Annotated in this window: 24 protein-coding genes; 10 read left to right on the plus strand and 14 right to left on the minus strand. The window is 71.7% G+C overall.

Annotation, left to right across the window (positions count from 1 at the left end; translation table 11 throughout):
- Positions 1-169: 169 nt before the first annotated feature.
- Genes EDC02_RS04120 through EDC02_RS04140 form a run of 5 tightly spaced genes read left to right on the plus strand, consistent with a single transcriptional unit; the run spans position 170 to position 5,883 of the window.
- Complete coding sequence (locus EDC02_RS04120; RefSeq protein ID WP_233606338.1) at positions 170-1,498, plus strand: aspartate aminotransferase family protein; 1,329 nt, start codon at positions 170-172, stop codon at positions 1,496-1,498.
- A complete protein-coding gene (locus tag EDC02_RS04125) occupies positions 1,495-2,553 on the plus strand; it encodes an NAD(P)-dependent oxidoreductase (protein ID WP_123604482.1) in 1,059 nt (352 codons plus the stop codon). The genes EDC02_RS04120 and EDC02_RS04125 overlap by 4 nt, the downstream gene beginning before the upstream one ends.
- A 47-nt stretch (positions 2,554-2,600) precedes the next feature.
- The gene (locus EDC02_RS04130; RefSeq protein WP_123600799.1) at positions 2,601-3,590 is read left to right on the plus strand and encodes a decaprenyl-phosphate phosphoribosyltransferase; all 990 of its coding nucleotides are present in this window, start codon (positions 2,601-2,603) and stop codon (positions 3,588-3,590) included.
- 41 nt (positions 3,591-3,631) lie between these two features.
- Positions 3,632-4,678 (plus strand): glycosyltransferase family 2 protein, encoded by a 1,047-nt coding sequence (locus tag EDC02_RS04135; protein WP_123600800.1) that lies wholly within the window; start codon positions 3,632-3,634, stop codon positions 4,676-4,678.
- Entirely contained in the window at positions 4,624-5,883 is a 1,260-nt protein-coding gene (locus EDC02_RS04140; protein WP_123600801.1) for an endonuclease/exonuclease/phosphatase family protein, read from the plus strand. The genes EDC02_RS04135 and EDC02_RS04140 overlap by 55 nt, the downstream gene beginning before the upstream one ends.
- A gap of 293 nt (positions 5,884-6,176) precedes the next feature.
- On the opposite strand, the gene EDC02_RS04145 is transcribed toward EDC02_RS04140, so the two are convergent.
- The 8 genes from EDC02_RS04145 to EDC02_RS04180 all read right to left on the minus strand — a co-directional run bounded on the left by EDC02_RS04145 (position 6,177) and on the right by EDC02_RS04180 (position 14,539).
- Positions 6,177-6,908, minus strand: a complete 732-nt coding sequence (locus EDC02_RS04145) for a glycoside hydrolase family 11 protein (protein WP_123600802.1) — start codon at positions 6,906-6,908, stop codon at positions 6,177-6,179.
- Positions 6,909-7,058: 150 nt separating this feature from the next.
- Positions 7,059-7,943 (minus strand): SMP-30/gluconolactonase/LRE family protein, encoded by an 885-nt coding sequence (locus EDC02_RS04150; RefSeq protein ID WP_123600803.1) that lies wholly within the window; start codon positions 7,941-7,943, stop codon positions 7,059-7,061.
- Positions 7,944-7,969: 26 nt separating this feature from the next.
- On the minus strand, positions 7,970-8,707 hold the full coding sequence (locus EDC02_RS04155) for an SDR family oxidoreductase (protein ID WP_123600804.1): 738 nt from the start codon (positions 8,705-8,707) through the stop codon (positions 7,970-7,972).
- Entirely contained in the window at positions 8,707-9,933 is a 1,227-nt protein-coding gene (locus tag EDC02_RS04160) for an acetyl-CoA C-acetyltransferase (protein ID WP_123600805.1), read from the minus strand. The genes EDC02_RS04155 and EDC02_RS04160 overlap by 1 nt, the downstream gene beginning before the upstream one ends.
- Positions 9,918-10,838, minus strand: a complete 921-nt coding sequence (locus EDC02_RS04165) for an ABC transporter permease (protein WP_158632046.1) — start codon at positions 10,836-10,838, stop codon at positions 9,918-9,920. The genes EDC02_RS04160 and EDC02_RS04165 overlap by 16 nt, the downstream gene beginning before the upstream one ends.
- 100 nt (positions 10,839-10,938) lie before the next feature.
- Positions 10,939-11,955: an ABC transporter permease gene (locus tag EDC02_RS04170; RefSeq protein WP_123600807.1), complete on the minus strand. Its 1,017-nt coding sequence runs from the start codon at positions 11,953-11,955 to the stop codon at positions 10,939-10,941.
- A complete protein-coding gene (locus EDC02_RS04175; protein WP_123600808.1) occupies positions 11,952-13,481 on the minus strand; it encodes a sugar ABC transporter ATP-binding protein in 1,530 nt (509 codons plus the stop codon). Before EDC02_RS04175 ends, EDC02_RS04170 begins: the two co-directional genes overlap by 4 nt.
- On the minus strand, positions 13,478-14,539 hold the full coding sequence (locus EDC02_RS04180; protein WP_158632047.1) for a sugar ABC transporter substrate-binding protein: 1,062 nt from the start codon (positions 14,537-14,539) through the stop codon (positions 13,478-13,480). The genes EDC02_RS04175 and EDC02_RS04180 overlap by 4 nt, the downstream gene beginning before the upstream one ends.
- A 238-nt stretch (positions 14,540-14,777) precedes the next feature.
- Between EDC02_RS04180 and EDC02_RS04185 the strand changes: the two genes are divergently transcribed.
- The 4 genes from EDC02_RS04185 to EDC02_RS04200 all read left to right on the plus strand — a co-directional run bounded on the left by EDC02_RS04185 (position 14,778) and on the right by EDC02_RS04200 (position 20,364).
- Positions 14,778-15,503, plus strand: a complete 726-nt coding sequence (locus EDC02_RS04185) for a TetR/AcrR family transcriptional regulator (RefSeq protein WP_123600810.1) — start codon at positions 14,778-14,780, stop codon at positions 15,501-15,503.
- Positions 15,504-15,517: 14 nt separating this feature from the next.
- Entirely contained in the window at positions 15,518-17,137 is a 1,620-nt protein-coding gene (locus EDC02_RS04190; protein ID WP_123604483.1) for a long-chain fatty acid--CoA ligase, read from the plus strand.
- Between the two features lie 40 nt (positions 17,138-17,177).
- Positions 17,178-18,713, plus strand: a complete 1,536-nt coding sequence (locus EDC02_RS04195) for a PQQ-dependent sugar dehydrogenase (RefSeq protein WP_123600811.1) — start codon at positions 17,178-17,180, stop codon at positions 18,711-18,713.
- Between the two features lie 118 nt (positions 18,714-18,831).
- Entirely contained in the window at positions 18,832-20,364 is a 1,533-nt protein-coding gene (locus EDC02_RS04200) for a family 43 glycosylhydrolase (RefSeq protein ID WP_123600812.1), read from the plus strand.
- Positions 20,365-20,389: 25 nt separating this feature from the next.
- On the opposite strand, the gene ribA is transcribed toward EDC02_RS04200, so the two are convergent.
- The gene (ribA, locus tag EDC02_RS04205) at positions 20,390-21,097 is read right to left on the minus strand and encodes a GTP cyclohydrolase II (RefSeq protein ID WP_123600813.1); all 708 of its coding nucleotides are present in this window, start codon (positions 21,095-21,097) and stop codon (positions 20,390-20,392) included.
- 134 nt (positions 21,098-21,231) lie between these two features.
- Between ribA and EDC02_RS04210 the strand changes: the two genes are divergently transcribed.
- Entirely contained in the window at positions 21,232-21,924 is a 693-nt protein-coding gene (locus EDC02_RS04210; RefSeq protein ID WP_123600814.1) for a dihydrofolate reductase family protein, read from the plus strand.
- Positions 21,925-21,944: 20 nt separating this feature from the next.
- Here EDC02_RS04210 and EDC02_RS04215 read toward each other — a convergent pair whose 3' ends face one another.
- The 5 genes from EDC02_RS04215 to EDC02_RS04235 form a co-directional block, all read right to left on the minus strand.
- Positions 21,945-22,970: a lysylphosphatidylglycerol synthase transmembrane domain-containing protein gene (locus EDC02_RS04215; RefSeq protein WP_123600815.1), complete on the minus strand. Its 1,026-nt coding sequence runs from the start codon at positions 22,968-22,970 to the stop codon at positions 21,945-21,947.
- A 146-nt stretch (positions 22,971-23,116) separates the two neighbouring features.
- The gene (locus EDC02_RS04220; protein ID WP_123600816.1) at positions 23,117-23,944 is read right to left on the minus strand and encodes a class I SAM-dependent methyltransferase; all 828 of its coding nucleotides are present in this window, start codon (positions 23,942-23,944) and stop codon (positions 23,117-23,119) included.
- 46 nt (positions 23,945-23,990) lie between these two features.
- Positions 23,991-25,067, minus strand: a complete 1,077-nt coding sequence (locus EDC02_RS04225) for a glycosyltransferase family 4 protein (protein ID WP_370461516.1) — start codon at positions 25,065-25,067, stop codon at positions 23,991-23,993.
- The gene (locus EDC02_RS04230; RefSeq protein WP_123600818.1) at positions 25,064-25,462 is read right to left on the minus strand and encodes a 6-carboxytetrahydropterin synthase; all 399 of its coding nucleotides are present in this window, start codon (positions 25,460-25,462) and stop codon (positions 25,064-25,066) included. Before EDC02_RS04230 ends, EDC02_RS04225 begins: the two co-directional genes overlap by 4 nt.
- 3 nt (positions 25,463-25,465) lie before the next feature.
- Positions 25,466-26,449 (minus strand): zinc-binding alcohol dehydrogenase, encoded by a 984-nt coding sequence (locus EDC02_RS04235; RefSeq protein ID WP_123600819.1) that lies wholly within the window; start codon positions 26,447-26,449, stop codon positions 25,466-25,468.
- Positions 26,450-26,559: the final 110 nt, after the last annotated feature.

The raw sequence follows: 26,559 nt of genomic DNA on the forward strand, positions 1-26,559 counted from the left end.
GACTGTCCGCCACCGCCTGCCATCGGCGCGCACCTGCTCGCCGCGATCGCAAGAGAAAGGGCCCAGCGAGATGCCACCACTGTTCTCCATCGACGACGCCGAACAGCTCAGCGTCGAGCAGGTGCACGATCTGTACCGCCGACATGTGAACAAGGGCCAGGTCAGTCTGATGACCTCGTTCGGGTTCGGCCGGGAACTCGCCGACCGGGCCGAAGGCGCCTACATCCACACCCGCGACGGCCGGCGGATTCTCGACTTCACCGGCGGCGTCGGGGTGCTCAACCACGGCCACAACCATCCGCGCATCCTGGCTGCCCGACGCCGGTTCGCCGAGCGGCAGCGGATGGAGGTGCACAAGACCTACTTCTCTCCGTACCTCGCCGCGTTGTCGCACAACCTGGCCGCGATCCTGCCCGGCGACCTCGACATGTCGTTCCTGCCGAACTCCGGCGCGGAGGCCGTCGAGGGCGCGGTGAAGCTGGCGTACAAGTACCACGGCGGGCGGCGCAACACGATCCTGCGCAGCGACATCAGCTTTCACGGCAAGCTGCTCGGCTCCGGCAGCCTCACCGGCAGCACCCAGAACCACTTCACCTTCCCCGGCATCCCCGGGGTGGTGTCGTTCGACTACGACGACCTGGCCGCCGTGCGGGCTGCGGTGCAGGCCAGCCGCGACCGCAAGGGCCGCAGCGACGTGTACGCCATCCTCATCGAACCGTTCAGCGCCTCGACGATGCGGTGGTGCTCGGAGGAGTTCCTGCGCGGCCTGCGTGAGCTGTGCACCCGTGAGGACATCGTGTTGATCTTCGACGAGATCTACACCGGCTGGGGCAAGACCGGGACCATGTTCCACTTCATGCGCTACCCCGGGCTGGTCCCCGACGTGGTGACCACCTCGAAGTCCTTCGGCGGGGGCAAGTCGTCGATCTCGGCGTACGTGGCCCGCCGGCCGATCTTCACCAAGGCGTACGGCAGCCTCAACGACGCGTTGCTGCAGAGCACCAGCACCACCTACTACGGCTTCGGCGAGGAGACCGCGACCGCGATCGAGGCGATCAACGTGGCGGTCGACGAGGACTTCCCGGCCCGGGCGCGGGCCATCGAGCGGGTGCTCGCGCCGGGACTGGACCGGATCGCCAAGGAACACCCCGACGTGGTGACCGAGGTACGGGGTGCCGGGGCGCTCTGGGGCGTCTTCCTCAACAGCGCCCGCTCGCTCGATCTGGTCGCCAAGGTCGCACCGGGCAGGCTCGCCAAGGACCCGCAGTTCGGCACCAAGCTGGTCACCTGCGCGGTGATCAACGCCCTCTACCGCGACCACGACATCTACAGCTACTACACGCTCAACGGCAGAAACCCGCTGGTGGTGGGGCCACCGCTGGTCGTCGAACCAGCTGAGGTCGAGCACTTCCTCGACTGCCTGGACCGGACTCTCTCACTCGGCATGACCCGGCTGCTGGCCCGCTTCGTGGCCGAGAAGGTGTCGTCGCTGTGGTGAGCGGGGCCGCAGCCGGGACGGTGACCGTGACCGGCGGCAGCGGCATGCTCGGCGGCAACCTGGTGCGGTCCCTGGCCGGCGACGGCTGGCAGGTACGCAGCGTCGACCTGCGGCCACCGGCCGAACCGGTGCCCGGCGTCGACTACCTGACCGCCGACGTCCGGGACGCAGCCCGGGTCCGCGCGGCGCTACGCGGTACGGACGTGGTGGTGCACACCGCCGCGGCGCTGCCCAGCTACCCGGAACCGGAGATCCGGTCGATCATCGTGGACGGCACCCGCAACGTGCTCGACGCCGCCCGAGCGGTCGGTGCCGACCGGGTCGTGCACATCTCCACCACCGCCGTGTACGGGCTACCCGCGCAGGTGCCCACCACCGAGGACCACCCACGCAGTCCGGTCGACCCGTACAGCCGGGCCAAGGCCGCCGCCGAAGAGGTCGGTGAGCGTGCACGGGCCAGCGGGATGTGCGTACCGATGCTGCGACCGAAGACCTTCCTCGGTCCCGGCCGGATGGGCCTGTTCGCGATGCTGTTCGAATGGGCCGAGGAGGGCCGGAACTTTCCGGTGCTCGGCCGAGGCGACGTGCGGATCCAGATGTTCGCCGTGGAGGATCTGGTCGACGCGGTCACCGCCGTGCTGCACGCCCCCGCCGACCGCGCCAACGACACGTTCAACCTGGGCGCGGCCGAGTTCGGCACGCTGCGGGACGACTTCCAGGCGGTGCTCGACGCGGCCGGGCACGGCGGGCGGGTGGTGCCGATCCCGGCCCGCCCGGCCGTCGCCGTCCTACGACTGCTCGAACGGCTGCGGCTGTCGCCGGTGTACGGGCGGCTCGTCCACAAGTTGTGCAACGACTCGTACGTCAGCATCGACAAGGCCGGTGAGGTCCTCGGCTGGCAGCCGCGGTACTCCAACCGCGACGCGATCCTGCGTACGTACCACTGGTGGCGGGCCACCCGCTCCGCCGCGCCCGCCGCCGGCACGTCCGCCGGTCGCACCAGCCGTGATCCGTGGAAACAGGGCGTCCTGAGCCTGGCCAAGGCCGTCTTCTGAACCGTCGGTAGCTCACCCCGCGCCTCCCACACCCACCGGAGCTCGTCGTGACCATCGCCATCGACCAGCCCGTCGGCACCGGCCCGACCGCCGGGCCCGGCCCGACCCCACCGCCCCCCGGGGCCACCCGGCCCGGCCTGCTGACCGACCTGATCACCCTGATCCGTCCGCACCAGTGGGCGAAGAACCTGCTGGTGGTACCGCTCGCTCTGATCGACGCACCTGAGTTGGGGCCGGGCCCGCTGGCCCGGATCGGCTGGGCGGTCGTGTTGTTCACCCTCGCCTCGTCCCTGGTGTACGTGGGCAACGACGTCTACGACCGGCGCCGGGACCGGGCCCACCCCGCCAAGCGCCACCGGCCGATCGCCGCCGGTCGGATCAGCGTCCCGGTCGCGTACGCCGTCGGTCTTGCCCTGGCGGTGCTGCTGGCCGCCGCGGTGCTGCTCGGGCCGGCCGTCGTCTGGTGGCCGATCGCCGGCTACCTGGTACTCAACCTGGCCTACAGCCGTGGCCTGAAGCACCTGCCGCTGGTCGACGTGTGCGTGGTCGCGGTCGGCTTCGTGCTGCGGGTCGTCCAGGGCCAGCTGGCCGTCGGCACACCGGTCGGCCGGTGGCTGCTGGTGGCGGTCTTCGCCCTGTGCCTGCTGTTCATTCTCGGCAAGCGGCGGCACGAGGTGACCGTCGCCGGCAGCGACCACCGGCCATCGCTGCGCGGGTACTCGGTTCAGTACCTGGACTACCTCATCGTCTTCTGTGCGGTGCTGGCCGTGGTCGCCTTTCTGTTCTCCCTGCAGGAGACGGTGGCCGACCCGTACACCGACCTGGCCCTGCTCGGTTCGGTGCCGTTCGCGTTCTTCGCTGTCGCCCGCTACCTGCAGGTCCTGGTGGTCAACGGGGACGGTGGGGAACCGACCCGGATTCTGCTCCGCGACCGGGTCATGTTCGTCAACGCCCTGCTGTGGGGCGTGCTGCTGGCCGGCACGCTGCTTGCCGCGCACTACGCCGTGCCGCTCGATCTCACCGCCCGGCTGCGTTGACCGTGGCCGGGCTTCCGCCCCAGAGAGAAAAGGATCAGCAGATGTCCGACCCGCTCGTCTCCGTCATCATCCCGAACTACAACTACGGCAACTCCCTCGGCCGGTGCATCGACGCGGCGCTGAACCAGACGTACCGTCCAACTGAGATCATCGTGGTTGACGACCACAGCACCGACGATTCGTTGGCGATCGCCCGACGCCGTGCCGTCACGGTGCTGCAGACTGCGCGCAACAGCGGCGTCGCGGTGGCCCGTAACATGGGCGCCGCCGCTGCCCGGGGCGAGATCCTTTTCTTCGTCGACTCGGACGTCGCGCTGCGCCCGGACGCGATCGGGACGGCGGTCGCCGAACTGCGCGCACATCCCGAGTACGGTGCGGTCTGCGGCATCTACGAGGACGATCCGCTGATCTGCGACAGTGTGGTGGAGCAGTGCCGGGTGCTCCAGGCGTACTGCTGGCGGATGGCCTCGCTCGGCGAGGTCAGTTTCCTGTTCTCGTCGCTGGCCGCGATTCCCCGGCGGGTCTTCGACGAGGTCGGTCCGTTCAACCCCAGGCTGCGCCAGACCGAGGAGGTCGACTACGGACAACGGATGTCCGCCCGTTACCGGATCCGGGTCACCGAAGCGGTCCGTGGCTGGCACGACGACGACGACAAGTTGTTGCCGCTGATGCGCAAGCTGTTCCGGCGGGCGCGGCTGCGGGTGCCGCTGTTCGCCCGGCGCCGACGGTTCGCCAAGGGTTTCGAGAGTGCCTCGCGATCGCTCAGTGCCATCGCCGCGCTCGGCGTCCTGGCCGTCCTGCCGCTGACGCTGCTGACCCCGTGGGCGTTGCCGGCCGTCGGCGCGCTTGGCGCGCTGATGGTCGCCGGTGACGCCGCGATGTACCGCTACGTGCTGCGCCGACGCGGCCCGGGCTTCCTGACGGTCTTCACCGCCGTCGCGTTCGCGACCAACGTGGCCATCTCCAGCGGCATCGCGGTCGGCGCGCTGCAGTGGCTGATCTCCGGCCGGTTCCGGCGGCTGTACGACGCACAGTGGCCGTCCACCACCGCGCCGGCCGCCCCGACGGCGACCGGGGCACCGGCATGAGCCACCTGCTCACCAGCATCACCGCCGCCGACCCGGCCGCCGACGCCGGCGCGCCGGGCCACATCCCGGCCGCCGACGTGCCCGGTGCCGGCACCCGTGGAGCCGCCGGGCGCCGGCAGCCCCGCTGGCCGCTGCGTACCCGGCTGGTGTTCGCCACCGTCGCCGGGTGGAGCCTGTTCCTCGCGGTGTTCCTGTGGCTCACCGGAACGCAGTGGTGGTGGCGTCCGTTCGAGTTGATGCCGCCGCTGTCGTTCGTCGCGGTGCCGCTGCTGCTGGTGCCGCTGGTCCTGCTCGCCCGACCGGTCCGTGCCCGGCTCGCCCTGGTGCTCGTCGGCTGCCTGGCGCTCGGCACCGACCTGGCCGGGCTGAACATGTACGCCCTGCCGGGCGGGCGCGGGGGCGCCGACGTGCCGGTCACCGCCGATGCGGTTCGGGTGTTCGCCTGGAACACCGAGTACTGGCACGACGGCGACGACCCGGAGCGGTTCTACGCCTACCTGGCCGACCAGCGGGCCGACGTCTACCTGCTCAGCGAGCACGTCGGCTGGGATCTCGCCGGGCACCGGCCGGTCCGCGTCGACCACCGGGCCGAGCTGCGCGAACGGTTCCCCGACTACGAGATCGTCGCGGTTGGCGAGCTGCTGACGATGTCCCGGTACCCGGTGGTGCGCGAACACGCGCTGGACGCCACGCCGTACCTGACCGACCGACGGCTGGGCGGTCCGCCACCCGGCTCCGACTTCGCCGACTACTACCGGCACAAGATCCTGCGGACCGACCTGCTGGTGGGCGGGTCTGTGCTGTCGGCGTACAACGTGCACATCCCGGTGCAGCTGGACGTCTCGATGGATCCGCGACAGCGCGAGTTCACCGCCTTCATGCGGGCGCAGGAGATCCGTCGGCAGGCCCATCACCGGGCGGTGGCGGCCGACCTCGCCGGCAACCCGGCACCGGTGCTCCTGGCCGGCGACTTCAACGCGACGTCGGCGATGGGCGAGTTGCGGGCCCTCGGCTGCCGGCTGCGGGACGCGCTCCCCGCCAGCCGGGAGATCCACCCGGTCTCCTGGCCGGACGGGAGTACCCCGCTGTGGCGGTTGGACTGGGCGTTCACCGCCGGTCCGGTCCGGGTCCACGACTACCGGATGGCGCCGAGCCGGGGAATGAGCGACCATCGGGGACAGCTCGTCACCCTGTCGGTGAGCTGAGCGGGTGCCACGTGTCGCCCGTCCGCCCCGGGAGTAGGCGCCCAAGCCGCGTGGCGTACGGCAACCCGTCCGTTCGTAGCAGCGGGACGAGCCCGTGTGTCTCCCTCTACCAGGGCATCCGTGGTGCCGAGAATCTGCTGAACGTGAACGTGGTGTTCGAGTGAGGGTGGACGTGAACCGTCTCCGCCACACCGGGGCCGACCGGCGTGACCTGGCGTCCCGGCCACGCTGACGGGGGTTCTCGCCGGACGGGATCATCTCCTACGAACGCCGGTAGGGGAGGTCGGGCGGCGTCACCGCGGCACCTGAGGCGCCGGAGCACACCGTCCAGTCGGAACACTGTCCACCGTGACGTGGGACCACCCGCTGCTCTGGTAACCCTCGGTTGCCATGATCATGTAGCCCATGGTGGTGCCGAGGTGCATGCCGGCGCGGGCCCACGCGTCGAAGTGGTCGCCGGTGTCGATGGTCCCGCTGGAGCGCTTCTGCTGACGGACACTGTAGTACCGGTAGTACGGCGTGCTGCCGACGCCGAGCTGGACCCGGTAGATGTCGTAGGTGCCGCCCTCGCTGACGACGGTGCCCATCGGCGTACCGCTCGGCCGGTAGGTGCCCCAGTTCTCCACCACGTAGTACTCGGTGAGCGGGTTGGTCGTGTACCCGTACAGCGCCAGATAGGAGTTGCCGCCCGGGTGGAAGGTGCCGCAGTAGTTGAAGGTCCGTCGGCCACCGGTAGCCCAGCCCTTGCCGCCGAACCAGTTGTTGATGCCGGTCCACCGGGCACCGTACTGGCCCTGCGGGCCCAGGACCATGGTGCTGTCGCCCATGTCCTTCCAGTAGGCGTAGAAGTAGCCGTCGTGGCTGCCGGTCTGGTTGGTGGTGACCACTGGGCGGGAACGGGCTTCGTCGGCGTGGGCGGCGCCGGCCGGCCCGGTCGCGGTGACCGCCAGCAGTGCGGCGCAGGCGGCGCTGGCCAGCAGCCTGATCCGGCTGCTCGTCAAGCTGGCACCGGGTGTCTCGCTCATCGATCGACCTCTTCTCCCGCTCGATCGGCACCGGCGTCGGGAACCCGCCGATTTGATCGATAACCATCAATCATTGGTTGAAGTGTCGGCCGGAGTTCGCCGGAATGTCAACAGGTGACGGAGATGGGCCACCACCACCCGTCGACCTGCTCAGCGGCCCGGGACGGTGACCCGGGCAGCGAGCATGCGCGCCTGCCGGGCGGCCGCGCGGGCCTCCTGGTGGAAGTCGGGTGCGGCGCAGGCGAACAGCGTCCGACGGTCGGCGCCGCCGAGGGCGCAGGCGTAGACGGCCGAGCCCGGGGTGAGCTCGTCGGTGATCGTCCCGCCCTCGACCACCCGGACCAGCCGGTCGCCGGTGGCGTCGGCGATCCACAGCCCACCAGCCGCGTCCAGGCAGGCGCCGTCGCCGGCGACGCGCAGTTGGGTGAGTGCCGCTTCGACCTGGCGGTCGGTCGGCAGCGGCCCGAACTCGGCCCACACCCGCCGGTCGGTGAGTGCCCCGTCGTCGCTCACGGTGAAGGCGGTGACCCGGTTGCCGAACGTCTCCACCACCAGCAGGACGCCGTCGTCGGTGAGTACGCTTCCATTGGGGAACCACAGGTCGTCCGCCACCTGGGTGACGGTGCCATCGGGATCCACCCGGTGCAGTGCGGTCGGTCTCAGCGGCTCGCCGGCCATCAGGTCGAAGCCGAAGTTGCCCACGTAGGCCCTTCCACGGTCGTCCACCGCCATGTCGTTGGCGTGCCCGGTGGCGTACCGGCTCAGATCGGCGTGCACGGACAGCGTCCCGTCCGGCTCCCGACGCAGCACCTTGCGGTCGCGCATCGAGACGACCAGCAGCCGGCCGTCGGGCAGCCAGCCGAGCCCGGAGGGCTGGTGCGGCACCTGCGCCTCCTGCCGCAGGTCCGAGCCGTCCTCGGTCATCGACAGGACCTGGTGTCCGTAGAAGTCGACGAACCAGAGCCGTCCGTCGCGCCACCGCGGTGCCTCCAGGAAGTGGAACCCGTCGGCTACGGTGCTGAACTTCGCTGCCATGTCCGTCCTCTCCGTTTCTATGGTTGCTAGAGCGACAGTCCGCCGTCGACGGGCAACACGACGCCGGTGATGTAGGACGCCTCGTCGGAGGCGAGGAACGCGGTCGCGGCGGCCATCTCGGTGGCGTCGGCGAACCGGCCCATCGGGATCGTCGCGGTGAGCTGGGCCAGCTTCTCCGGGGGAATCGCGGAGATCATCCGGGTCTGCGCGTTCGGTGAGATCGCGTTGACCGTCACCCCGAACCGGGCGAGCTCCTTCGCTGCGGTCTTCGTGAAGCCGATGATCCCCGCCTTGGCCATGGCGTAGTTCGACTGGCCGGGATTGCCGTGCAGCCCGGTGTAGGAGGTGACGTTGACGACCCGTCCCGCCCCCTGTCTCCGAAAGTGGGGGACCGCCGCCCGGGTCATCCGGAACGTCCCGCCGGCGTGCACGGCCATCACCGACTCGTAGTCGTCGTCGTCGAGTTTCCACAGCATCCCGTCCCGGAGGATCCCGGCGTTGTTGACCAGGACGTCGATCCGTCCGGTTTCCGCGACGACCCGGTGCACCACCTCGGTGACCTGACCGGTATCGGCGACGTCGGCGGCCAGCCCGGTCGCGCCGATCTCCTTGGCGGCGTCGGTCACCGTCGCCGCGTCGAGGTCGACCAGGTAGACCGCCGCCCCAGCCTGGTGGAAGTGCTCGCCGATGGCCCGCCCTACTCCGCGTGCCGCCCCGGTGACCAGGACCGTCCGGCCGGTGAAGTCGAACGTGAGGTTGGACATCAGGACAGCCTCTCCAGGATCATCGCCATGCCTTGGCCACCGCCGACGCACATCGTCTCCAGCCCGATGGCGGAGTCCGTGGCGCGCAGCCCGTTGAGCAGCGTCGTGGTGATTCGGGCCCCCGTCATGCCGTACGGATGCCCGATCGCGATGGCCCCGCCGTGGACGTTCAACTTGTCGCCGAACGGGTCGATGCCCAGGTCCCGGGCCGACGGGATCACCTGCGCCGCGAACGCCTCGTTGATCTCGACCAGGTCGACGTCGTCGATCGTCATGCCGGCCCGGCGCAGCGCCTGCTGCGACGCGCCGACCGGCCCGAGACCCATGATCTCCGGGGACAGGCCGGTGACGCCGGTGGCGACGATCCGGGCCAACGGGGTGATCCCCAGGTCGCGGGCCCGGCGGTCGGACATGACGACCAGTGCCGCGGCACCGTCGTTCAACGGGCAGCAGTTGCCGGCCGTCACCAGACCGTTGGGCCGGAACGCGGGCCGTAGCTCGGCCACGGCCTCGTAGGTGACGCCGGGGCGGGGGCCGTCGTCGGCCCGTACCACCGAACCGTCCGGCAGCGTCACGGGCGTGATCTCCCGGGCGTAGAAGCCGCTGCCGATCGCCTGTTCGGCGAGGTTCTGCGAGCGGACGGCGAACCGGTCCATCTCCTCGCGGCCGATGCCCCTGGCCCGGGCCAGGTTCTCGGCCGTCTGCCCCATCGCGATGTAGACGTCCGGGAGCAGACCCTGCTCGCGCGGGTCGGTCCACGAGATGGCACCGGCTTCGGCGGTGGTCCGGGTCCGCTCCTCGGCCGGAGCGAAGGCCGGGTTGTGCGTGTCCGGCCACGAGTCGGAGGTGCCCCGGTCGTGGCGGGACACCGTCTCCACCCCGGCCGAGACGAACACGTCGCCCTCGCCTGCCCGGATCGCGTGCAGCGCCATCCGGGTGGTTTGCACCGACGAGGCGCAGTACCGGGTGACGGTAGTACCGGGGACGTCGTCCAGCCCCAGCAGCACCGACACCACCCGGCCCATGTTGTCGCCCTGCTCGCCGCCGGGCAGCCCACACCCGAGCAGCAGGTCGTCGATCTCGACGGGGTCGAGCGCCGGTACCTGGCCGAGCGCGGCGCGCACCAGCTGCGCGGTCAGGTCGTCCGGGCGCATCCCGGCCAGTGAGCCCTTGCGAGCACGGCCGATCGGCGAGCGGGCCGCCGCGACGATCACGGCTTCGGGCATGAGAGCTCCTCGGGTCGAACGGGGTGGTTGGTGGTCGCGTCCGCCCGGCGGGCCCGGGCCCGGGCCACCGCCCGGTGCAGGCCGGGGCTTTCGACGGCGACGATGACGGCGAGCAGCGTCGCGTAGAGCAGCTGGGTGGAGAAGTCCGGCAGCGCCGTGGTCGCCACGATCTGGGCCAGCACCGCGATCGACAGCGCACCGGCCAGCAGCCCGAGCGGGGTCCCGCGTCCGCCGGCCAGGGACACCCCGCCGAGCAGCGCGGCGACCGCGGCCAGGATCAGCGGCTGCAGCCCCGGGTCCGGGTTCGCCGAGGCGAAGCTGTAGCCGAGCAGGGCACCGCCGAGCGCCGCGAGCATGCCGGAGACGGTGAAGGTCGCGACGATCCGCCGGTCGACGCGGACCCCGGCGACCCGGCTGGCCCGCCGGTCACCGCCGATCGCCCGTAGCTCACGGCCGAGCCGGGTGCAGCCGAGCACGACGGCGGCGACCACGAACGCGGCCAGCGTCAGCAGGCTGCGCGGCGAGAAGACCCCGGCGATGGTCTGGTCGACCCACAGCGTCGCCGCGCTGTTGGGGTACGTCCGGCTCAGCCCGCCGGACAGTACGTGGGTGAGCCCGAGCAGCGCGATGTAGGTGGCCAGGGTGACCGGCATGGACGGTACGCGTAACCAGGCGATGAGCCCGCCCTGCACCGCGCCGACGGCCGCGCCGACCGCCACGGCGGCCAGCGCACCGAGGGCGGGGGAGGCGACTCCCGCGCCGACGGCGACCATCCCGCCGAGGGCGTACGTCCCGACCACCGACAGGTCGAACTCGCCGACGATCATGGTGATCCCGATCGCCAGCGCCAGCAGGCCCAGCTGCGCGAAGCCCTGCAGGGCGTTGTACCCGTCGAACAGCCGCAACGGCCGGCCGCTAGCAGCGGCGCGCAGGCGAAGGCGGACAGCGCGACCAGCAGCGAGACCGCCGGCAGTAGCCGGTCCGGCCGGGACAATTGGCGGCGGATCATCGTGCCCCCCGGGTGCTGCGCAGATGCACGATGACGACGACGGCGAGCACGAGGGCTCCCTTCACGAGGGTCTGTACGCCGGTGGAGTAGCCACGTAGCAGCAGCACGTCGGAGATGACGGAGATCAGCACCGCGCCGCCGAGGGTGTGCAACGCCGAGCCGCGGCCGCCGGCGATCGCGGTGCCGCCGACGAGCACGGCCGCGATGGCGTCCAGCGTGAGGGTGCCGCCGAGGTTCACCGTGGCCGAGGTGTTGAACGACGCCAGGAACATCCCGGTCAGGCCGGTGCAGGCACCGAAGAAGGCCCAGGCGATCACGATCACCCGGCCGACCGGTAGGCCGGCCGCGTGGGCGGCGGCCCGGTTCTCCCCGATCAGGTACATCTGCCGGCCGGCTGTGGTGCGGCGCAGCGTCCACTGGGCGAGCACCGTCACCACCAGCAGCACGTACACGGCGAGCGGCAGGCCCAGCGGGGTGGCGTTGAGTAGTTCGAACGCGCGGTTCGCGGGATACACCGGAGTGCCGCCGCTGAACCAGGTCGCCGCGCCGCCGATGGCGAACCCGGCGGCGATGGTCAGCACGATCGGGTTGGCCTGCCCGAAGCCGACGGCGGCGCCCTGGGCGGCGCTCAGCGCCACGCCGCAGGCGATCGCGATCAGCACCGCGGTGGCCAGCCCGAGTCGTTGAGTGGCCAGGAAGACCATCGCCACCACGGTCGCGGTCTGCGAGGTGGCCAGCGAAACCGCCGATCCGGCGATCATCACCAGCGTCGCCCCGATGGCCGTGATGCCGACGAAAGCAGCCGAGGCGACAATGGCCCGGGCGTTGTCGACCGTCAGGAACCGGTCGGTCGTCACGGCGACGACGACGAGCAACGGCACCGCGACGGCGAGCAGCCCGGTCAGTGGCCCCGGTCGCGTCGGACGCGTCGCGGCACCGGTCCGGCCGCCGGCGGTGCCGCTGCCGCCGGTGTCGGTGGTAGCGGTGGCGGTGGCGGTGTCGGCATCCGTCATGTCTCGTCCTCCGCCCCATGGGTCATGTCCCGGACCAGCACTGTCCCGTCGACGTCGCCGTCGTAGCGGTTCACGATCCGACCGTCGCGCATCGTCACGATCACGTCGCCCAGTTCGAGCAGCTCTTCGATCTCGGTCGACGCGAAGATCACCACGAGGCCGGACTCGGCGGCCTGGCGCAGCAGCCGGTGGATCGCCGCGCGGCCGCCGATGTCCACTCCCCGGGTGGGTTCGTCGAGCAGCAGCGCGTACCCGTCGTCGCGGGCCAGGCACCGGCCGACGAAGACCTTTTGCTGGTTTCCCCCGCTGAACGCGACCGCCCGCTCCGCCAGCCGGTCCGGTGGCAGACCCGAACGTTGCGCCAGGGAACGAGCGGCGCGGCGCTCCCGTCCCGGCCGCAGGACGCCGCCGCGCCCCAGGCTCGGCAGGCGGGTCGCGACGAGGTTCCAGGTGATCGACTTGTCCAGGAACAGGCCCTCCGACTTGCGGTCGTTGGACGCGAACGCGACACCGTGGCGGGCCGATCCGACCGGATCCCGGATGGGGACGGGCCGGCCGTGCAGCTCGACCACCCCGGTCGCCGCCGGGTGCAGCCCGGCGACGGCGCGCAGTACGTCCGAGGCGCCGCTGCCGAGCTGGCCGGCCAGGGCGTAGACCCGCCCCGCCCGGGCGGTGAGCGTGAAGTCCACCACCCGGCCCGGCACCCTCAGCCGGTCGATCCGCAGCGCGTGCCCGGGATCGTCGTCGGGCGCCCGGGTGGTGGCGAGCCGGCGCGGTGCCTCGCCGAGCATCTGTACGATCAACTCGTCGACGGTCAGCTCCGCCGCCGGGGTGGTGGCGACGGTGTCGCCACCGCGCAGGACGGTGACCGTGTCGCAGAGTTGGAGCACCTCCGACAACCGGTGGGAGACGAAGACCACCGCGCAGCCCGAGGCCGCGACGCGCCGGATCGCCGCGAACACCGGCGCGCTCTCCGCGTCGCTCAGGGTGGCCGTCGGCTCGTCGAGGATCACCAGCCGGGCGTTCTGGCTCAGCGCCCGGGCGATCTCGATCAGCTGCCGTTCGCCGATGCTCAGCGAGGAGAGCAACTGGTCCGGCTCGATGTGCGCCAGGCCCATGTCGTCGAGGATCCGCCGGCAGCGGTTCACCGCCGACCGCCGCCGGTTGACGAACGGCGTGCCGATGTCGCCCAGCTGGACGTTCTCCAGCACGGTCAACGCGGGAACGACGCTCAGCTCCTGGTCGACCAGGGCCACACCCAGCCGTTGCGCGGCCTGCCTGCTGCGCAGCTCGACCGGTGTGTCGTCGACGACGATCCGACCGTTGTCCGGCGCCAGCTGTCCGGAGATCATCTTCACCACGGTGCTCTTGCCGGCACCGTTGTGGCCGCACAGGCCGAGGATCTCGCCGGGCCCGAGGACGAAGGAGACGTCCCGGACCGCGGGTACGCCGTTGAAGGACCGGGCCAGGCCCTCGACACGCAGCCGGCTGCCGCCGAGGGCCCGGTCGGTGGACGACCCGCTCATACGTGACTGCACTGCTCGGCGAACTCGTCCACGTTCTCGGCGGTGATGCGTTCCTCCTGGACGATCTCGCTCTGCGGCGGGTTCTGGCCGGTCAGGTACCGCACCACGTAGTCGGCGGTCTGCACGGCGATGGTGCCCGGATCCTCGGTGGCCGTACCGTAGAGCTCGCCGGCCCGGATGGACTCGATGCCGGCCCGGAAGCAGTTGCTGCCGGTGACGATCAGCCCGTCCTCGCCGCCGACCGGGATGCCGGCCTGCTTGGCGGCCTGGATGATCGGCAGGGCCATGTAGTCCGCCATGCCGTAGGCGGCCTGTACGCCGTCACGGCCGTACTTGGCCAGCAGTTGCTGGGCGATCGTGCCGGAGAGCTGGGGGTCCCAGTTGGCGTCCTGCTCGTCGATGACCTCGTACTGCGGGGCGTTGGCCAGGACCCGGTTGAAGCCGCGCATCCGGTGCTGGGTGACGAGCATGGACTTGGTGCCGGTCAGCACGATGATCTTGCCGGAGTCGCGTCCCTGGGCCTGGAGCCCCTCGATGATGTTCTCCGCGGCGTACTCGCCGAGTTTCTCGTTGTCCGACAGCACCGACAGCACGTCGTCGGCCACCGCAGGATCGGGTGGTCCGTCGAAGGCGAGCACCGGCACACCGGCGGACTTGGCCTTCTGGATCGGCACCACCATCGCCTGGGTGTCGAGAATCGACACCACGATGAGGTCCGGTTGCTGGGCGACGGCCTGGTTGAACTTCTGGACCTGGGTGCCCGGGTCCATCGTCGTCATGTCGGTGATCTCGACGCCGGTGGACGCCAGCTCGTCGGCGAAGACGTCGTTGAAGTAGGCGCCCCAGGGGTTGCTGTCGCCGTAGCCGAGCAGCGCGACCGTCTTGCCGGCGAGCGGTGCCGACCCGTCGGTGCCGGACGACGTACCGGCTTCGCCGCCGCAGGCGGCGACCAGCAGAGCCGAGCCGAGAGCGCTGGCGGCGAGGCCGGTGCGCAGTGTTCTGGTACGCAGGGTGTTCGCGCGGGATGTTCTGGTACGCGGGGTTCTGGTGCGGAACATGCGTTCTCCTTCGGGATGCGGGGGGCGAAGGAACTGGCGAAAGGCGTTTCTCGGAGGTATCCGGTGGATTTCTGATTCGGTCCAGCAGGTTACTAAGCGCATAGTCACCGAGTAGAGTGGCTGGTGTCAAGGCTCACACCTGGTAAGACCGGACCTGTGACCTCGGCGTCCGTACCGCTGCCGGACGCCGACCACAGCGGTGCGGCCCGACCGGGCACGAAGGAGGCGACGGTCACGCATGGCGAAACGGCAGGCCCGGTTCACCGCCCAGGACCTGGCGGATGATCCCCGGTTGCAGGACGACTCCCCGCAGCTGTGGAGCGGCGGGCTCGGCGAGGTGCCCCGTCGACTGTTGACGTCGGCGGTGCGCTGCTTCGCGTCGAACGGGTTTCACGCGACCACCACGCGGGACATCAGCGAGGGCGTCGGGCTCAGCCCGGCCGCCCTCTACGTTCATTTCCCGTCGAAGGAGCTGGTCCTGTTCGAGATCATCCGGACCGGGCACGAGCGGGTGCTCGCGTACATCCAGGAACCGGGTGTGCTCGCCGTGGAACCCTCCGCCGAGCGGCTGCGCGCGATCGTCGCGCGCTACACCGCGTGGCACGCCCGCTACCATGTGGCAGCCCGGGTCAGCCAGTACGAGCTCGCCGGGCTCACCGCCGAGCACTACGCCGAGGTGCTCGAACTGCGGCACCAGACCAACGAGTTCTTCCGCGACGCCGTCGCCCGCGGCGTCACCGACGGATCGTTCGCTCAGGTCGACGTCAAACGGGTCACCCGCGCGATGCTGTCGCTGAGCATCGACCTGGTCCGGTGGTACCGGCTCGAAGGCTCCGACTCACCCGAGCAGCTCGGCGACTTCTACGCCGACCTCGCGCTGAAACTGGTCGCCCCCGGCGGCCCGAATCCACCCCGTACGCAGACCGTCCCGGCCCTCGATGGTGCCGACGGCGGTCGCGGATAGTGCTGGAGGTCCCGATGCGCGCTCTGATGCAGGACCGACCGCTGGACATCTCGTCGCTGTCGCGCCGGGTCGAGCAGTTGTTCGCCCACAAGCGGGTCGTCACCGGCACCGTCGACGGCGAGGTCACGGCCACCTGGCGCGACGTGGTCGACCGGTCCCGGCGGCTGGCGGCCGCCCTGGACGAGATCCAGGTGCCCCGCCACGCCCGGGTCGGGACCTTCGGCTGGAACTCGCAACGGCACGTCGAGCTGTACCTGGCCGTACCGGGCAGTGGCCGGGTCCTGCACACCCTGAACCACCGCCTGTTCGCCGACGAGCTGGCGTACATCGTCACCGACGCCGCCGACGACGTCCTGTTCGTGGACCGGTCCCTGATCCCGGTGGTCTGGCCGCTGATGGACCGGCTCCGGACCGTGCGCCACGTCGTGGTGATGGACGACGGCGGCCCGGCGCCGCTGCCCGACGATCCCCGGATCCTGGACTACGAGACGTTGATCGACCGGCGCGTGGACGGCGTGCCGACGGCCGCCGTCGACGAAAGTGACGCGGCGAGCCTGTGCTACACCTCGGGTACCACCGGGCGTCCCAAAGGGGTGCTGTACAGCCACCGGTCGATCGTCCTGCACGCGCTGCTGCTGCTCGGCGTGGACAACTTCGCCATCAGCGAGCGGGACGTCGTGCTGCCCATCGTGCCGATGTTCCACGTCAACGCCTGGGGACTGCCGTACGCCGCGATGCTCGCCGGCTCCGACCTGGTGCTGCCCGGCCCGGCGATGAGCCCGCAGGCCCTCGCCGGCCAGCTGGCCCGGCACCGGGTGACCTTCGCCGCGGGCGTACCGGCGATCTGGCGTGCGCTGCTGCCGCTGGTCGACCGGGCGGAGCTCGCCGCCCTGCGGATGGTGGTGTCCGGCGGAAGCCCGGTCCCGGACACCCTCGCCCGGTCCTGGTACGAGCGCACCGGCGTGCCGATCACCAGTTCCTGGGGGATGACCGAGACCAGCCCGCTGGTCGCCTGCTCGCGGATCGCGACCGTGCACGACGGGCTCGACCCCGACGCGGAGGTGGCGCTGCTCGGTACGCCGGGACCGCCGGTGCCGTTGACCGAACTGCGGCTGGTCGACGAGGCGGGTGAGCGGGTCGGGCACGACGCGACGACCCCCGGCGAGCTGCAGGTGGCCGGGCCCACCGTCGCGTCCGGGTATTTCGGTGCCGGGGCGGGCACCGACGCGTTCACCGACGACGGCTGGTTGCGTACCGGCGACGTCGCGACGATCGACCGGTACGGCTACGTCCGGATCGTCGACCGGACCAAGGACCTGGTGAAGTCCGGCGGCGAGTGGATCTCGTCGGTGCTGCTGGAGAACGAGATCATGGCGTACCCCGGGGTGGTCGAGGCGGCGGTGATCGGTGTACCGGACGACCGGTGGGGCGAACGCCCGCTGGCCTGCGTGGTGACCACCGGTGGGGCCCGTGTCGACGTGGCCGATCTGCGGTCGCATCTGGCCGGACGGGTCGCCTCCTGGTGGATTCCCGATCAGGTTTGGCAGTTGCCGGCCATTCCCAAGACGGCGACGGGGAAGTTCGCCAAGTCGGTCCTGCGTGACCAGTTCGCCCGACGCGGGCAATCAGATTGATACATTGACATGCATCGCTCAGTTTGAGAGGTGTGTGCCCATGAAGCTCAGAACCGTGCTGGGGGCCGTACTCGCCGCCGGCCTTGTCGCGACAGGCGTCGGCGTCGCCGCGGCGGCCGGGGCCGTTCCGGCCGCCGATGACCGGGCAGCCGACCCGATCGGCACGACCGCCCTCGGTGACTTCGACTTCTCCCGCCCCGCGGTGGCCGCGACCGGACTCCAGGTGCCGTGGGGGATGGACTTCCTGCCCGACGGCAGCGCGCTGGTGGCCCAGCGCGGCACCGGTCAGGTGGTCCGGGTGCGGCCCGGGCAGCAGCCACAGCCGGTGGTTACGATCCCCGACGCGACCCCGGTCAGTGAGGGTGGTCTGCTCGGGCTCGCGGTCTCGCCGACCTTCGCGCAGGACGACTACGTCTACGTCTACTACACCACCGCGACCGACAACCGGATCGTCCGGTTCCGGCTCACCGCACCGCAGAACCGGCAGCCGATCCTCACCGGGCTGGCCCGGGCATCCATCCACAACGGCGGCCGGATCGCGTTCGGCCCCGACGGCATGCTCTACGCCGGTGTCGGCGACGCCGGGCAGACCTCGCTCGCGCAGAACCAGCAGAGCCGCAACGGCAAGATCCTGCGGATGCGCCCGGACGGCGGCGCTCCGGCCGACAACCCCTTCCCGGGGTCGCTCGTCTACAGCCTCGGCCACCGGCACGTCCAGGGGCTGGCCTGGGACGCCCAGGACCGGCTCTACGCCACCGAGTTCGGGCAGAACGCCTGGGACGAGATCAACCTGATCGTCGCCGGTGGAAACTACGGCTGGCCGATCGTCGAGGGCCGGGCCAACGATCCCCGGTTCCGCGACCCACTGCTGGTCTGGACTCCTGCCGAGGCCTCGCCGAGCGGCGCCGCGATCGTCGGCAACCGGCTGTACGTCGCCACGCTGCGCGGCAACCGGCTGTGGAACGTGCCGCTCGACGGGTCCGGCGGCGTCGGCACCCCGAGAGCCGAACTGCTCGGCAGCTACGGTCGGCTACGTACCGTGGAGTACGGCCCGGACGGCTGGCTGTGGGTGACCACCAGCAACCGGGACGGTCGCGGACTGCCGGCCGCCGACGACGACCGGATCCTGCGCTTCCCGCCCAGCGACGCCGTGACCCCGCCACCCACCACCGCCCCGCCGACCACCCCACCCGTGACGACCGCACCCCCGACCACGCCACCGCCGCCGACCACGGCCCCGCCGACCACCCCGCCGCCGAGCGGCAACTGTCAGGTCTCCTATCAGGTCAACCAGTGGGGGAGCGGGTTCACCGCAGACGTACGGATCACCAACCGCGGCGCGCCGCTGAACGGCTGGACGCTGACCTGGACCTTCGCCGGCAACCAGCAGATCACCAACGGGTGGAACAGCCAGATCAGCCAGTCCGGTCAGGCGGTGACCGCGCGCAACGCCGCCTGGAACGCCAACCTGCCGACCAACGGTACGGTCAGCTTCGGCTTCCAGGCCACCTACAGCGGCAGCAACCCCGGCCCGACCGACTTCCGACTCGACGGGACCGCGTGTCAGACCAGCTGAGCCGGCTGCCTGAGCCAGCCGGTTGAGCGTCCGGATGCGCCGGCCGCGGCGGGGGAGTCCGCCCGGCCGGCGCTCGGTCAGGGCCGACATCGCGACGGCCAGATGAAAGGAAGCTGCCATGTCCACGTTCCCCGCACCCCCGGCTTGTCCGGTGTCGACCGCAGCCCGGTCCCGGTCACGGCACACCCCTTCCCGGCGCAGGCGAGCCTCGCTCATCGCTCTCGGGCTGACCGTCGGCGTACTCCTGGCCGGCGGCGCGATCGCCGCCGCGCCGCCCGGCGCCTCCGCCGCCACCGTCGACACCACCGCCTGGTACGTGCTCGTCGCCCGGCACAGCGGCAAGGCCCTCGACGTGTACGAGCGGGCCACCGGTGACGGTGCCGGGATCGTGCAGTGGTCGCGCAACGACGGAGCCTGGCAGCAGTGGCGGTTCGTCGACGCCGGCAACGGCCACTACCGGCTCCGGTCCCGGCACAGCGGCAAGGTCCTCGACGTGCGCGACTCGTCGACGGCCGACGGCGCGGACGTCGTCCAGTGGAGCGACGTCGACCGGGCCAGCCAGCAGTGGCGGCTCGCCGACTCCGACGCCGGCCACGTACGGCTGATCAACCGCAACAGTGACAAGGCGCTCGACGTGTGGGAACGCTCGACCGCCGACGGCGCCCGGATCAGCCAGTGGACCGACTGGAGCGGCACCAACCAGCAGTGGCAGCTGGTCCGGGTCGACGCCCCCGGCACACCTACCCCCACCCCCGGCATTCCGCCCGGCTCCTACCCGGACCCGATGCGGGTCACCGGGGACACCGGGGTGCACGACCCGAGCATGATCCGCCGGCCGACCGGCGGCTACCTGATGGCGCACACCGGCAACGACGTGGCGTTGAAGACGTCCACCGACCGGGTCAGCTTCCGCAACGCCGGGTCGGTCTTCCCCGGCGGTGCGCCGTGGACCACCCCGTACACCGGTGGTAGCCGCAACCTGTGGGCCCCGGACCTGTCGTTCCACGACAACCGGTACTACCTGTACTACTCGGCGTCGACGTTCGGGTCGAACCGGTCCGCCATCTTCCTGGCCACCAGCTCCACCGGCGCCTCCGGCAGCTGGACCAACCAGGGGTTGATCGTCGAGTCACAGAGCTCGGACACCTTCAACGCCATCGACCCGAACCTGATCGTCGACGACCAGGGCCGCTGGTGGCTGAGCTTCGGATCGTTCTGGTCCGGCATCAAGATGATCGCCCTCGACCCCGACACTGGCCGGCGGTCCGGTTCGGCGATGCACAGCCTCGCCGGCCGCGGCGGCGGCGCGATCGAGGCACCGACGCTGGTCAACCGGGGCGGCCACTACTACCTGTACGTCTCCTTCGACCGGTGCTGTCAGGGTGCGGCCAGCACGTACCGGGTGATGGTCGGCCGGTCGACCAGCGTCACCGGTCCGTTCACCGACCGGTCCGGCAACCTGCTCACCGCAGGCGGCGGCACCCAGATCCTGGCCGGCCACGGCGGCGTCAACGGACCCGGTCATCAGGCGGTGCTCGCCGACGCCGACGGCGACTACCTCCTCTACCACTACTACGCCAACAACGGTGCCGCGCTGCTCGGCATCAACCGGATCGGCTACGACGCGGCCGGCTGGCCCTACCTGTACTGACCGTCCACGAGTGTCGCCGGCTCCGTCAGTCGGTCACCGACAGGTCGATGGTGTGCGCGGCGTGGTTCGCCTTGGCGGCCAGGTAGCGGACGTTCGCGGCGGAGACGTGCACACCGGTGGGGACCTGCTCGGTCACCGTGACCCCGAGCCGGGTGAGCTGCGCAGCCTTGTCCGGGTTGTTGCTGAGCAGGGCCACCCGGTGCACGCCGAGCGCGAGCAGCATCTGCGCCGCGACCGTGTAGTCGCGTTCGTCCTCGCCTCGGCCCAGTGCCACGTTCGCCTCGAACGTGTCCAGCCCGGCGTCCTGCAGCGCGTAGGCGTCGAGCTTGGCGTACAGCCCGATGCCCCGCCCTTCCTGCCGCAGATAGAGCAGGAAGCCGCCGTGGGCGGCGATCCGCTCCACCGCCTCACGCAGTTGCGGGCCGCAGTCACACCGCTGACTGCCGAACACGTCGCCGGTCAGGCACTCGCTGTGCGGGCGTACCAGTGGCGGGTCGCCGCCGTCGGCGGCCCGGTCCAACGCCCGGTCCCAGTCGCCCAGGCCCAGCGCCACGTGCTCGCGTCGGTCGGTCAGACCGTCGAAGGTGAAGACCCGGGCGCTGGCGGTGTAGCCGTCGGCGAACCGCAGCGGCACCGTCACCTGCCGGCGGACCGTCGCCGTCGGCGCGGGACCCGGCCCGTTGGTGGCGGCGAGCTTACCGTTGACCGGAGCGTGGGGCGGCGGTTCAAGCATCGTACGTCCTATCGGTGATGTGCTGCGCAGAGCGTCGGCACCGGTCCGGCCGGCACCGACACGTGAGCCGTACGGGAGAATGTGTGCCGGCCTCGCATGCAGGCTATCTTTCGGTCGTCGAGGAGGTGCCATCAGTGGTTGAGCGACCCTACGTCCTGCTCAGCTGCGGCATGTCGATCGACGGATATCTGGACACCGCGAGCGGGCGGCGCCTGCTGCTGTCCAACGACGCCGACTTCGACCGGGTCGACGAGGTACGGGCCGACTGCGACGCGATCCTGGTCGGGGCCGGCACGGTGCGCCGCGACGACCCTCGGTTGCTGGTCCGGTCGGCGGACCGTCGGCGTCGGCGGGTGGCCGCCGGCCACCCACCCACCCCGATGAAGGTCACCGTCACCGGCAGCGCCGACCTCGACCCGCAGGCGCGGTTCTTCACCGTCGGCGACGTCGACAAGGTCGTGTACTGCGCCACGGCGAGCCTGGACAGCGCCCGCGGCCGGCTCGCCGGGCTCGCCACCGTCGTCGACTGCGGTGACCCGGTCGATCTGCGACGGGTCGTCGGTGACCTGCATGTCCGGGGCGTCGGCCGGTTGATGGTCGAAGGCGGCGGACGGGTGCACACCCAGTTCCTCACCGCCGGCCTGGCCGACGAACTGCACCTGGTGGTCGCCCCGATCTTCGTCGGCGACTCCCGGGCACCCCGGTTCGTCGGCGACGGCAGCTTCCCGTGGCACGCCGACCGGCGGGCGACGCTGGTCGAGGTCCGCCAGATCGGCGACGTGGCCCTGCTGCGCTACGCCCTGTCGTCCCGGTTCGGCGAGGAGTAGCCGACCGGCCCGGCGGGTCGTCACGTCGCCGGACGTGGTCGCAGTCGCAGCCGCAGCCGTAGCCGCAGTGGCGGCCGTTGCCGGACCGCCGGCAGCCGACGCAACCAGCGGACCGCCAGCACCCCGGCACCCGGCAGGCTCGCCGTCAACGCCAGCAGGCCGTACACCACCGCGACGGTCAACCCGAGTCCCGCGCCGAGCCCGGCGGCACCGAACGCCCACGCGGTCACCCCTTCCCTGGGCCCCCAGCCGCCGACGTTCAACGGCACCGCCATCGCCAACAGCGCCAGCACCATCAACGGTGCCAGCTGGTGCAGCGGAGCCGTCGACCCGGCGGCGCGGGCCGCGACCAGGAACGTGGCGAGGTGCCCGGCCAGCGCGGCGACCGACAGCAACGCCACCCCGGGCCAGGTCCGTCGGGCCAGCAGACCGCTGCGCAGGTCGGCCACGGTCCGCCCGACCGCGCGGGTCCACCAGGACCCGCCGGACCCGGCGGCGGCCGTTCGACGGACCCGTGGCCGACGGCGGCGTACCGCCACGAACAGCACCACCACCAGCGCGGCCGCCGCGACGATGGCCACCGTCACCTGAGCCGCGGTGACCAGCCGCGCGGGTGCCGGCACCGGCAGCGTCAGCAGCACACCCGCGGCGACCGCGAACAGCACCAGCTGACCGGCGGTCCGCTCCAGCACCACCGCGCGTACCCCCCGGCCGACGTCGGCCACCTCCCGGCCGTGCCGGACCGCGCGGTGCACGTCACCCAGCACCCCACCGGGCAGCGCGGCGTTGAGGAAAATCGCCCGGTAGTAGTCGGCGACCGCCCCGGTCAGCGGCAGCGCCAGCCCCATCCCCCGGGCGACCAGGCACCATCGCCAAGCGCTGCAGACCGTGGTCAACAGCCCGATCCCGACCGCCAGCAGCAGCACCCGCGCATCGATCACCCGCATCCCGTCCAGGAACGCGTTGGTGCCGAGCCGCCAGGCCAGCAGCCCGAGGATGGTCACCCCACCGGTCAGTCGTAGCCAGGCCCAGACCTTGCCCTTCACTGTGCGTCACGGCCGGTGCCGGCCGTGCGCAGCGGGCTCTTCGCCCTGTGCATTACGTGCCCCCCTCGATGAGCCTCCGCCGACAGATACGCGGCGGTGTCGCCTCCGGTTCACCTGCCCGGCACCGGAAGTACGCTGTGCCAACCTCAGCCGGGCACGACCAAGATGTCCCGGTGTTCCACGGTGGCCCCCAGCTCACCGGCGGCGGCAGCGGCGAGCCGGCGACGCCGGTAGCCCCCCGGCCGGGCGGCCAGCTCCGGCCGCTGCTCGTACGCCGCCGCGATCCAGCCGTCCAGCCACCGTTCGGTCAGCTCGGCCTGATCGGGGCCGAGCCGCCACGGGCTGGGCCGCACCAGCACGGTGGCTCCGTGTCGGGTGAACGCCTCGGTCGCCACTTCCACCGCCGACGGGCCGAGTAGCGGCCGACCCGCGCTGTGCCGCCGCTGATGGTCGTTGAACGCGGCCGTCAGCTCCCCGTCGAGCGGGTCGGCGGGATCGAACCGTACCTCACCGACCACGGTCAGGGTCAGCAACGCCGGACAGGCGACCGCCCGGACGGTCGCCGCCAGCCGGTCCACCTCGTCGGCGGTGAGCAGGTCCAACAGGGCCGAGGCGGTGACCAGGTCGGCGCCGGCGAGGTCGTCGACGGTGAGTGCGGTGACGTCGTCGCGGCGTACCGTCGCGGTGACCGGCGCGCCGTCGGCCGCCGCCGGGGCCATCCGGGCCTCGGCATGGCGCAGCAGTTCGCGGTCGCGGTCGTGCAGCACCCAGTGCTGGACGCCGGGCAGCTGCGGGGCCAGCCACCGGCCCATCGACCCGGTGCCGCAGCCGAGGTCGTGTACTTCGGTGCGGGCAGCGCCGGTCAGCAGCCGGCGTACCTCGGCGACCAGTTCCGCCGAACGCGCCTGCGCGTCCGCAGGCTCCCGCAGCCCCAACCACGCCGGGCTGTACCCGGCCGACTCGATCGTCTCCATGAAGTCTCCCTCCGCTGGCCAGCGACGCCGCTCCGGCGCGCCGCCGTCAGCGACGACCCAGTTCGTGCAGGACCGCGCCGACCCTGGCGGCCGTGTCCGCCCAGTCGGTCAGCCCGGCCCGGCGCGCGACGGCGGCCGCCCGTAACCGCTCCCGCTCGCCGCCGTCGGTCAGCCAGCGGCGTACCGCCGCACCGAGCGCCGCCGGGTCGGCGGGCGGCACCAGCCGGCCGGGGCGCTCACCCGCCCCGGTGCGACCCAGCGCCTGCGGCACCCCGCCGACGTCGCTGGCCAGCACCGGGATGCCACAGGCCAGCGCCTCGGTGACCACCATGCCGTACGTCTCGGCGTGCGACGGCAGGATCAGCAGATCGGCGTCGGCGTACGTACCGGCCAACGTCGCCGCCGCCCGGGGCCCGGCCAGCGTGACGCGGTCCCCGAGCCGGTGGTACGCGATCCGCTGCCGGACCCGGTCGACGTACGCGGCGGCGGTCGGCGCTCCCACGCAGACACATTCCCAGTCGAGGTCGGTGACGGTGGCGAGCGCCTCGACGAGCACGTCGTGGCCTTTACGGGGGGTGACCGACGCGACGCAGAGCAGCCGTCGGCCGGCCGGGTCCCGGTTGGCCAGGGGTGCCGGTGCGACACCCGGCACCGCCACCCGGACCCGGTCGGCGGCCAGGCCGTGGCGGGCGGCGAGTTGGCGTGCCGTCGCGTCGCTGGTGGCGATCACCGCCGCCGCCGAGCCGAGCACCGCGCGTTCGGCCAGGTCCAGGGCGGCCGCTTCGGCCGGGTCCAGCCCGGTCTCGTCGGCGAGTGGCAGGTGGACCAGCACGGCCAGCCGCAGCCGGTCGGCGTGCGGTCCGATCACCTCGGGCACCCCGCAGGCGACCAGACCGTCGATCAGCACCACCGCGCCGTCGGCCAGGGTGGCGAGGAGGTCGGCGAGCGCCCTGCGGCTCGTCCGGTCCGGGCGCGGCCAGTCACCGGGAAGTGCGATCTCGCGTACCGGCCATCCGGTCGCGGCCAGACCGGCGCAGACCTGCCGGTCGTAGGCGTTGCCGCCGCTGGGGGTGGTCGGATCGGCCACGTTGCCGGGCAGTACCACGACGACCATCGACGTCAGAGCGCCCGCTCGTAGCTCGCCCAGGCGATGTGCGACTCGTGCAGGGTGACGCCGATTCCGGTCAGCCCACGGGCGCCGGCACCGAGGTCGCCGGCGTGCACCCGGTCGGCCAGCCGGTCGGCGATCAACTTGGCCAGCCATTCGGTGGAGGTGTTGACCCCGGCGAACGCCGGCTCGTCGTCGAGGTTGCGGTAGTTCAACTCGGCCAGTACGGCCTTGAGCTGCTCGGTGGCCAGGCCGATGTCGACGACGATGTTGTCGCTGTCGAGGTCGGTGCGCTTGAACGTGGCGTCGACGACGAAGGTGGCACCGTGCAGCCGTTGCGCCGGGCCGAACACGTCACCGGTGAAGCTGTGGGCGACCATGATGTGGTCACGGACGGTGACGCTGAACATTTCTCATCCTCCAGTCGGATAACGGATCACGTGGCACAACGCCGGCAACTCGCCGGCGGCGAGCCGGGGCAGCACTCCGGGCAGGTCGGTGAAGTCGCTCTCGCCGGTCAGCAGCGTGTCGAACCTCTCGTCGGTGAGCAGGTCCAGGGCGAGAGCGAGCCGTCCGGCGTACCCGTGCCGCTCGCGCCGGGCCGGGGCGACCCGGCCGACCTGGCTGCTGCGTACGGTCAACCGGCGGGAGTGGAAGTGCTCGCCGAGCGGCACGGTGACCGGGCGGTCGCCGTACCAGCTGAGGTCGACAACCGTGCCCTCGACGGCGAGCAACTCCAGCGACCGGGCCAGCCCGGCCGATGTGGCGCTGGCGTGGAACACCAGGTCGCACCCGTCGGTGGCGGTGTCCGGGTGGGCGAAGCCGACGCCGAGCGCGGCGGCGGTCGCGGCTCGTGCGGGGTCGACGTCGACCAGTTCGACCCGTACGCCGGGGAACCGGGCGGCGAGCGCCGCGACGGTGGCACCGACCATGCCGGCGCCGACCACGGCGATCCGGTCACCGAGCAGGGGAGCGGCGTCCCACAGCGCGTTGACCGCGGTCTCCACCGTGCCGGCGAGTACCGCGCGGCGGGCCGGCACGGTGTCCGGGACCACGGTGACCGCGTCGGCCGGCACGACGTAGCGGGTCTGGTGCGGGTAGAGACAGAAGACGGTACGCCCGACGAGCGCGGTCGGGCCCTGCTCGACCTGCCCGACGTTGAGGTAGCCGTACTTGACCGGGGCGGGGAAGTCGCCGTCCTGGTACGGGGCGCGCATCGCGGCGTACTGGCTGGGCGGCACCGCGCCCCGGAAGACCAGCGTCTCGGTGCCCCGGCTGAGCCCGGTGAACCGGGTCCGCACCAGGACCTCGCCGGGGCCGGGCGGGCCGACCTCGACCGGGCGGATCTCGCCGGTGCCCGGGGTACGCAGCCAGAACGCGTGAGCACGCGGCGTCATCGGCTGTCTCCCCGTCTGTCAATCGCGCCTCGTCCCGGCGGCCCTGATAACCATAGCCGGGCACGGAGGGTGATTCTTGGTGCTCACCAGCGCAATTTGCAGATAAGCGC

Origin of the sequence: Micromonospora sp. Llam0, from assembly GCF_003751085.1 — a bacterium.
Classification (GTDB): domain Bacteria; phylum Actinomycetota; class Actinomycetes; order Mycobacteriales; family Micromonosporaceae; genus Micromonospora_E.

Bases quoted from the DNA above. Each gene is read 5' to 3' on its own strand.
- EDC02_RS04120 (WP_233606338.1), top strand. From the start codon at position 170: ATGACCTCGTTCGGGTTCGGCCGGGAACTCGCCGACCGGGCCGAAGGC.
- EDC02_RS04135 (WP_123600800.1), top strand. From the start codon at position 3,632: ATGTCCGACCCGCTCGTCTCCGTCATCATCCCGAACTACAACTACGGC.
- EDC02_RS04145 (WP_123600802.1), bottom strand. From the start codon at position 6,908: ATGAGCGAGACACCCGGTGCCAGCTTGACGAGCAGCCGGATCAGGCTG.
- EDC02_RS04150 (WP_123600803.1), bottom strand. From the start codon at position 7,943: ATGGCAGCGAAGTTCAGCACCGTAGCCGACGGGTTCCACTTCCTGGAG.
- EDC02_RS04155 (WP_123600804.1), bottom strand. From the start codon at position 8,707: ATGTCCAACCTCACGTTCGACTTCACCGGCCGGACGGTCCTGGTCACC.
- EDC02_RS04160 (WP_123600805.1), bottom strand. From the start codon at position 9,933: ATGCCCGAAGCCGTGATCGTCGCGGCGGCCCGCTCGCCGATCGGCCGT.
- EDC02_RS04170 (WP_123600807.1), bottom strand. From the start codon at position 11,955: ATGACGGATGCCGACACCGCCACCGCCACCGCTACCACCGACACCGGC.
- EDC02_RS04175 (WP_123600808.1), bottom strand. From the start codon at position 13,481: ATGAGCGGGTCGTCCACCGACCGGGCCCTCGGCGGCAGCCGGCTGCGT.
- EDC02_RS04180 (WP_158632047.1), bottom strand. From the start codon at position 14,539: ATGTTCCGCACCAGAACCCCGCGTACCAGAACATCCCGCGCGAACACC.
- EDC02_RS04185 (WP_123600810.1), top strand. From the start codon at position 14,778: ATGGCGAAACGGCAGGCCCGGTTCACCGCCCAGGACCTGGCGGATGAT.
- EDC02_RS04190 (WP_123604483.1), top strand. From the start codon at position 15,518: ATGCGCGCTCTGATGCAGGACCGACCGCTGGACATCTCGTCGCTGTCG.
- EDC02_RS04195 (WP_123600811.1), top strand. From the start codon at position 17,178: ATGAAGCTCAGAACCGTGCTGGGGGCCGTACTCGCCGCCGGCCTTGTC.
- EDC02_RS04200 (WP_123600812.1), top strand. From the start codon at position 18,832: ATGTCCACGTTCCCCGCACCCCCGGCTTGTCCGGTGTCGACCGCAGCC.
- ribA (WP_123600813.1), bottom strand. From the start codon at position 21,097: ATGCTTGAACCGCCGCCCCACGCTCCGGTCAACGGTAAGCTCGCCGCC.
- EDC02_RS04220 (WP_123600816.1), bottom strand. From the start codon at position 23,944: ATGGAGACGATCGAGTCGGCCGGGTACAGCCCGGCGTGGTTGGGGCTG.
- EDC02_RS04230 (WP_123600818.1), bottom strand. From the start codon at position 25,462: ATGTTCAGCGTCACCGTCCGTGACCACATCATGGTCGCCCACAGCTTC.
- EDC02_RS04235 (WP_123600819.1), bottom strand. From the start codon at position 26,449: ATGACGCCGCGTGCTCACGCGTTCTGGCTGCGTACCCCGGGCACCGGC.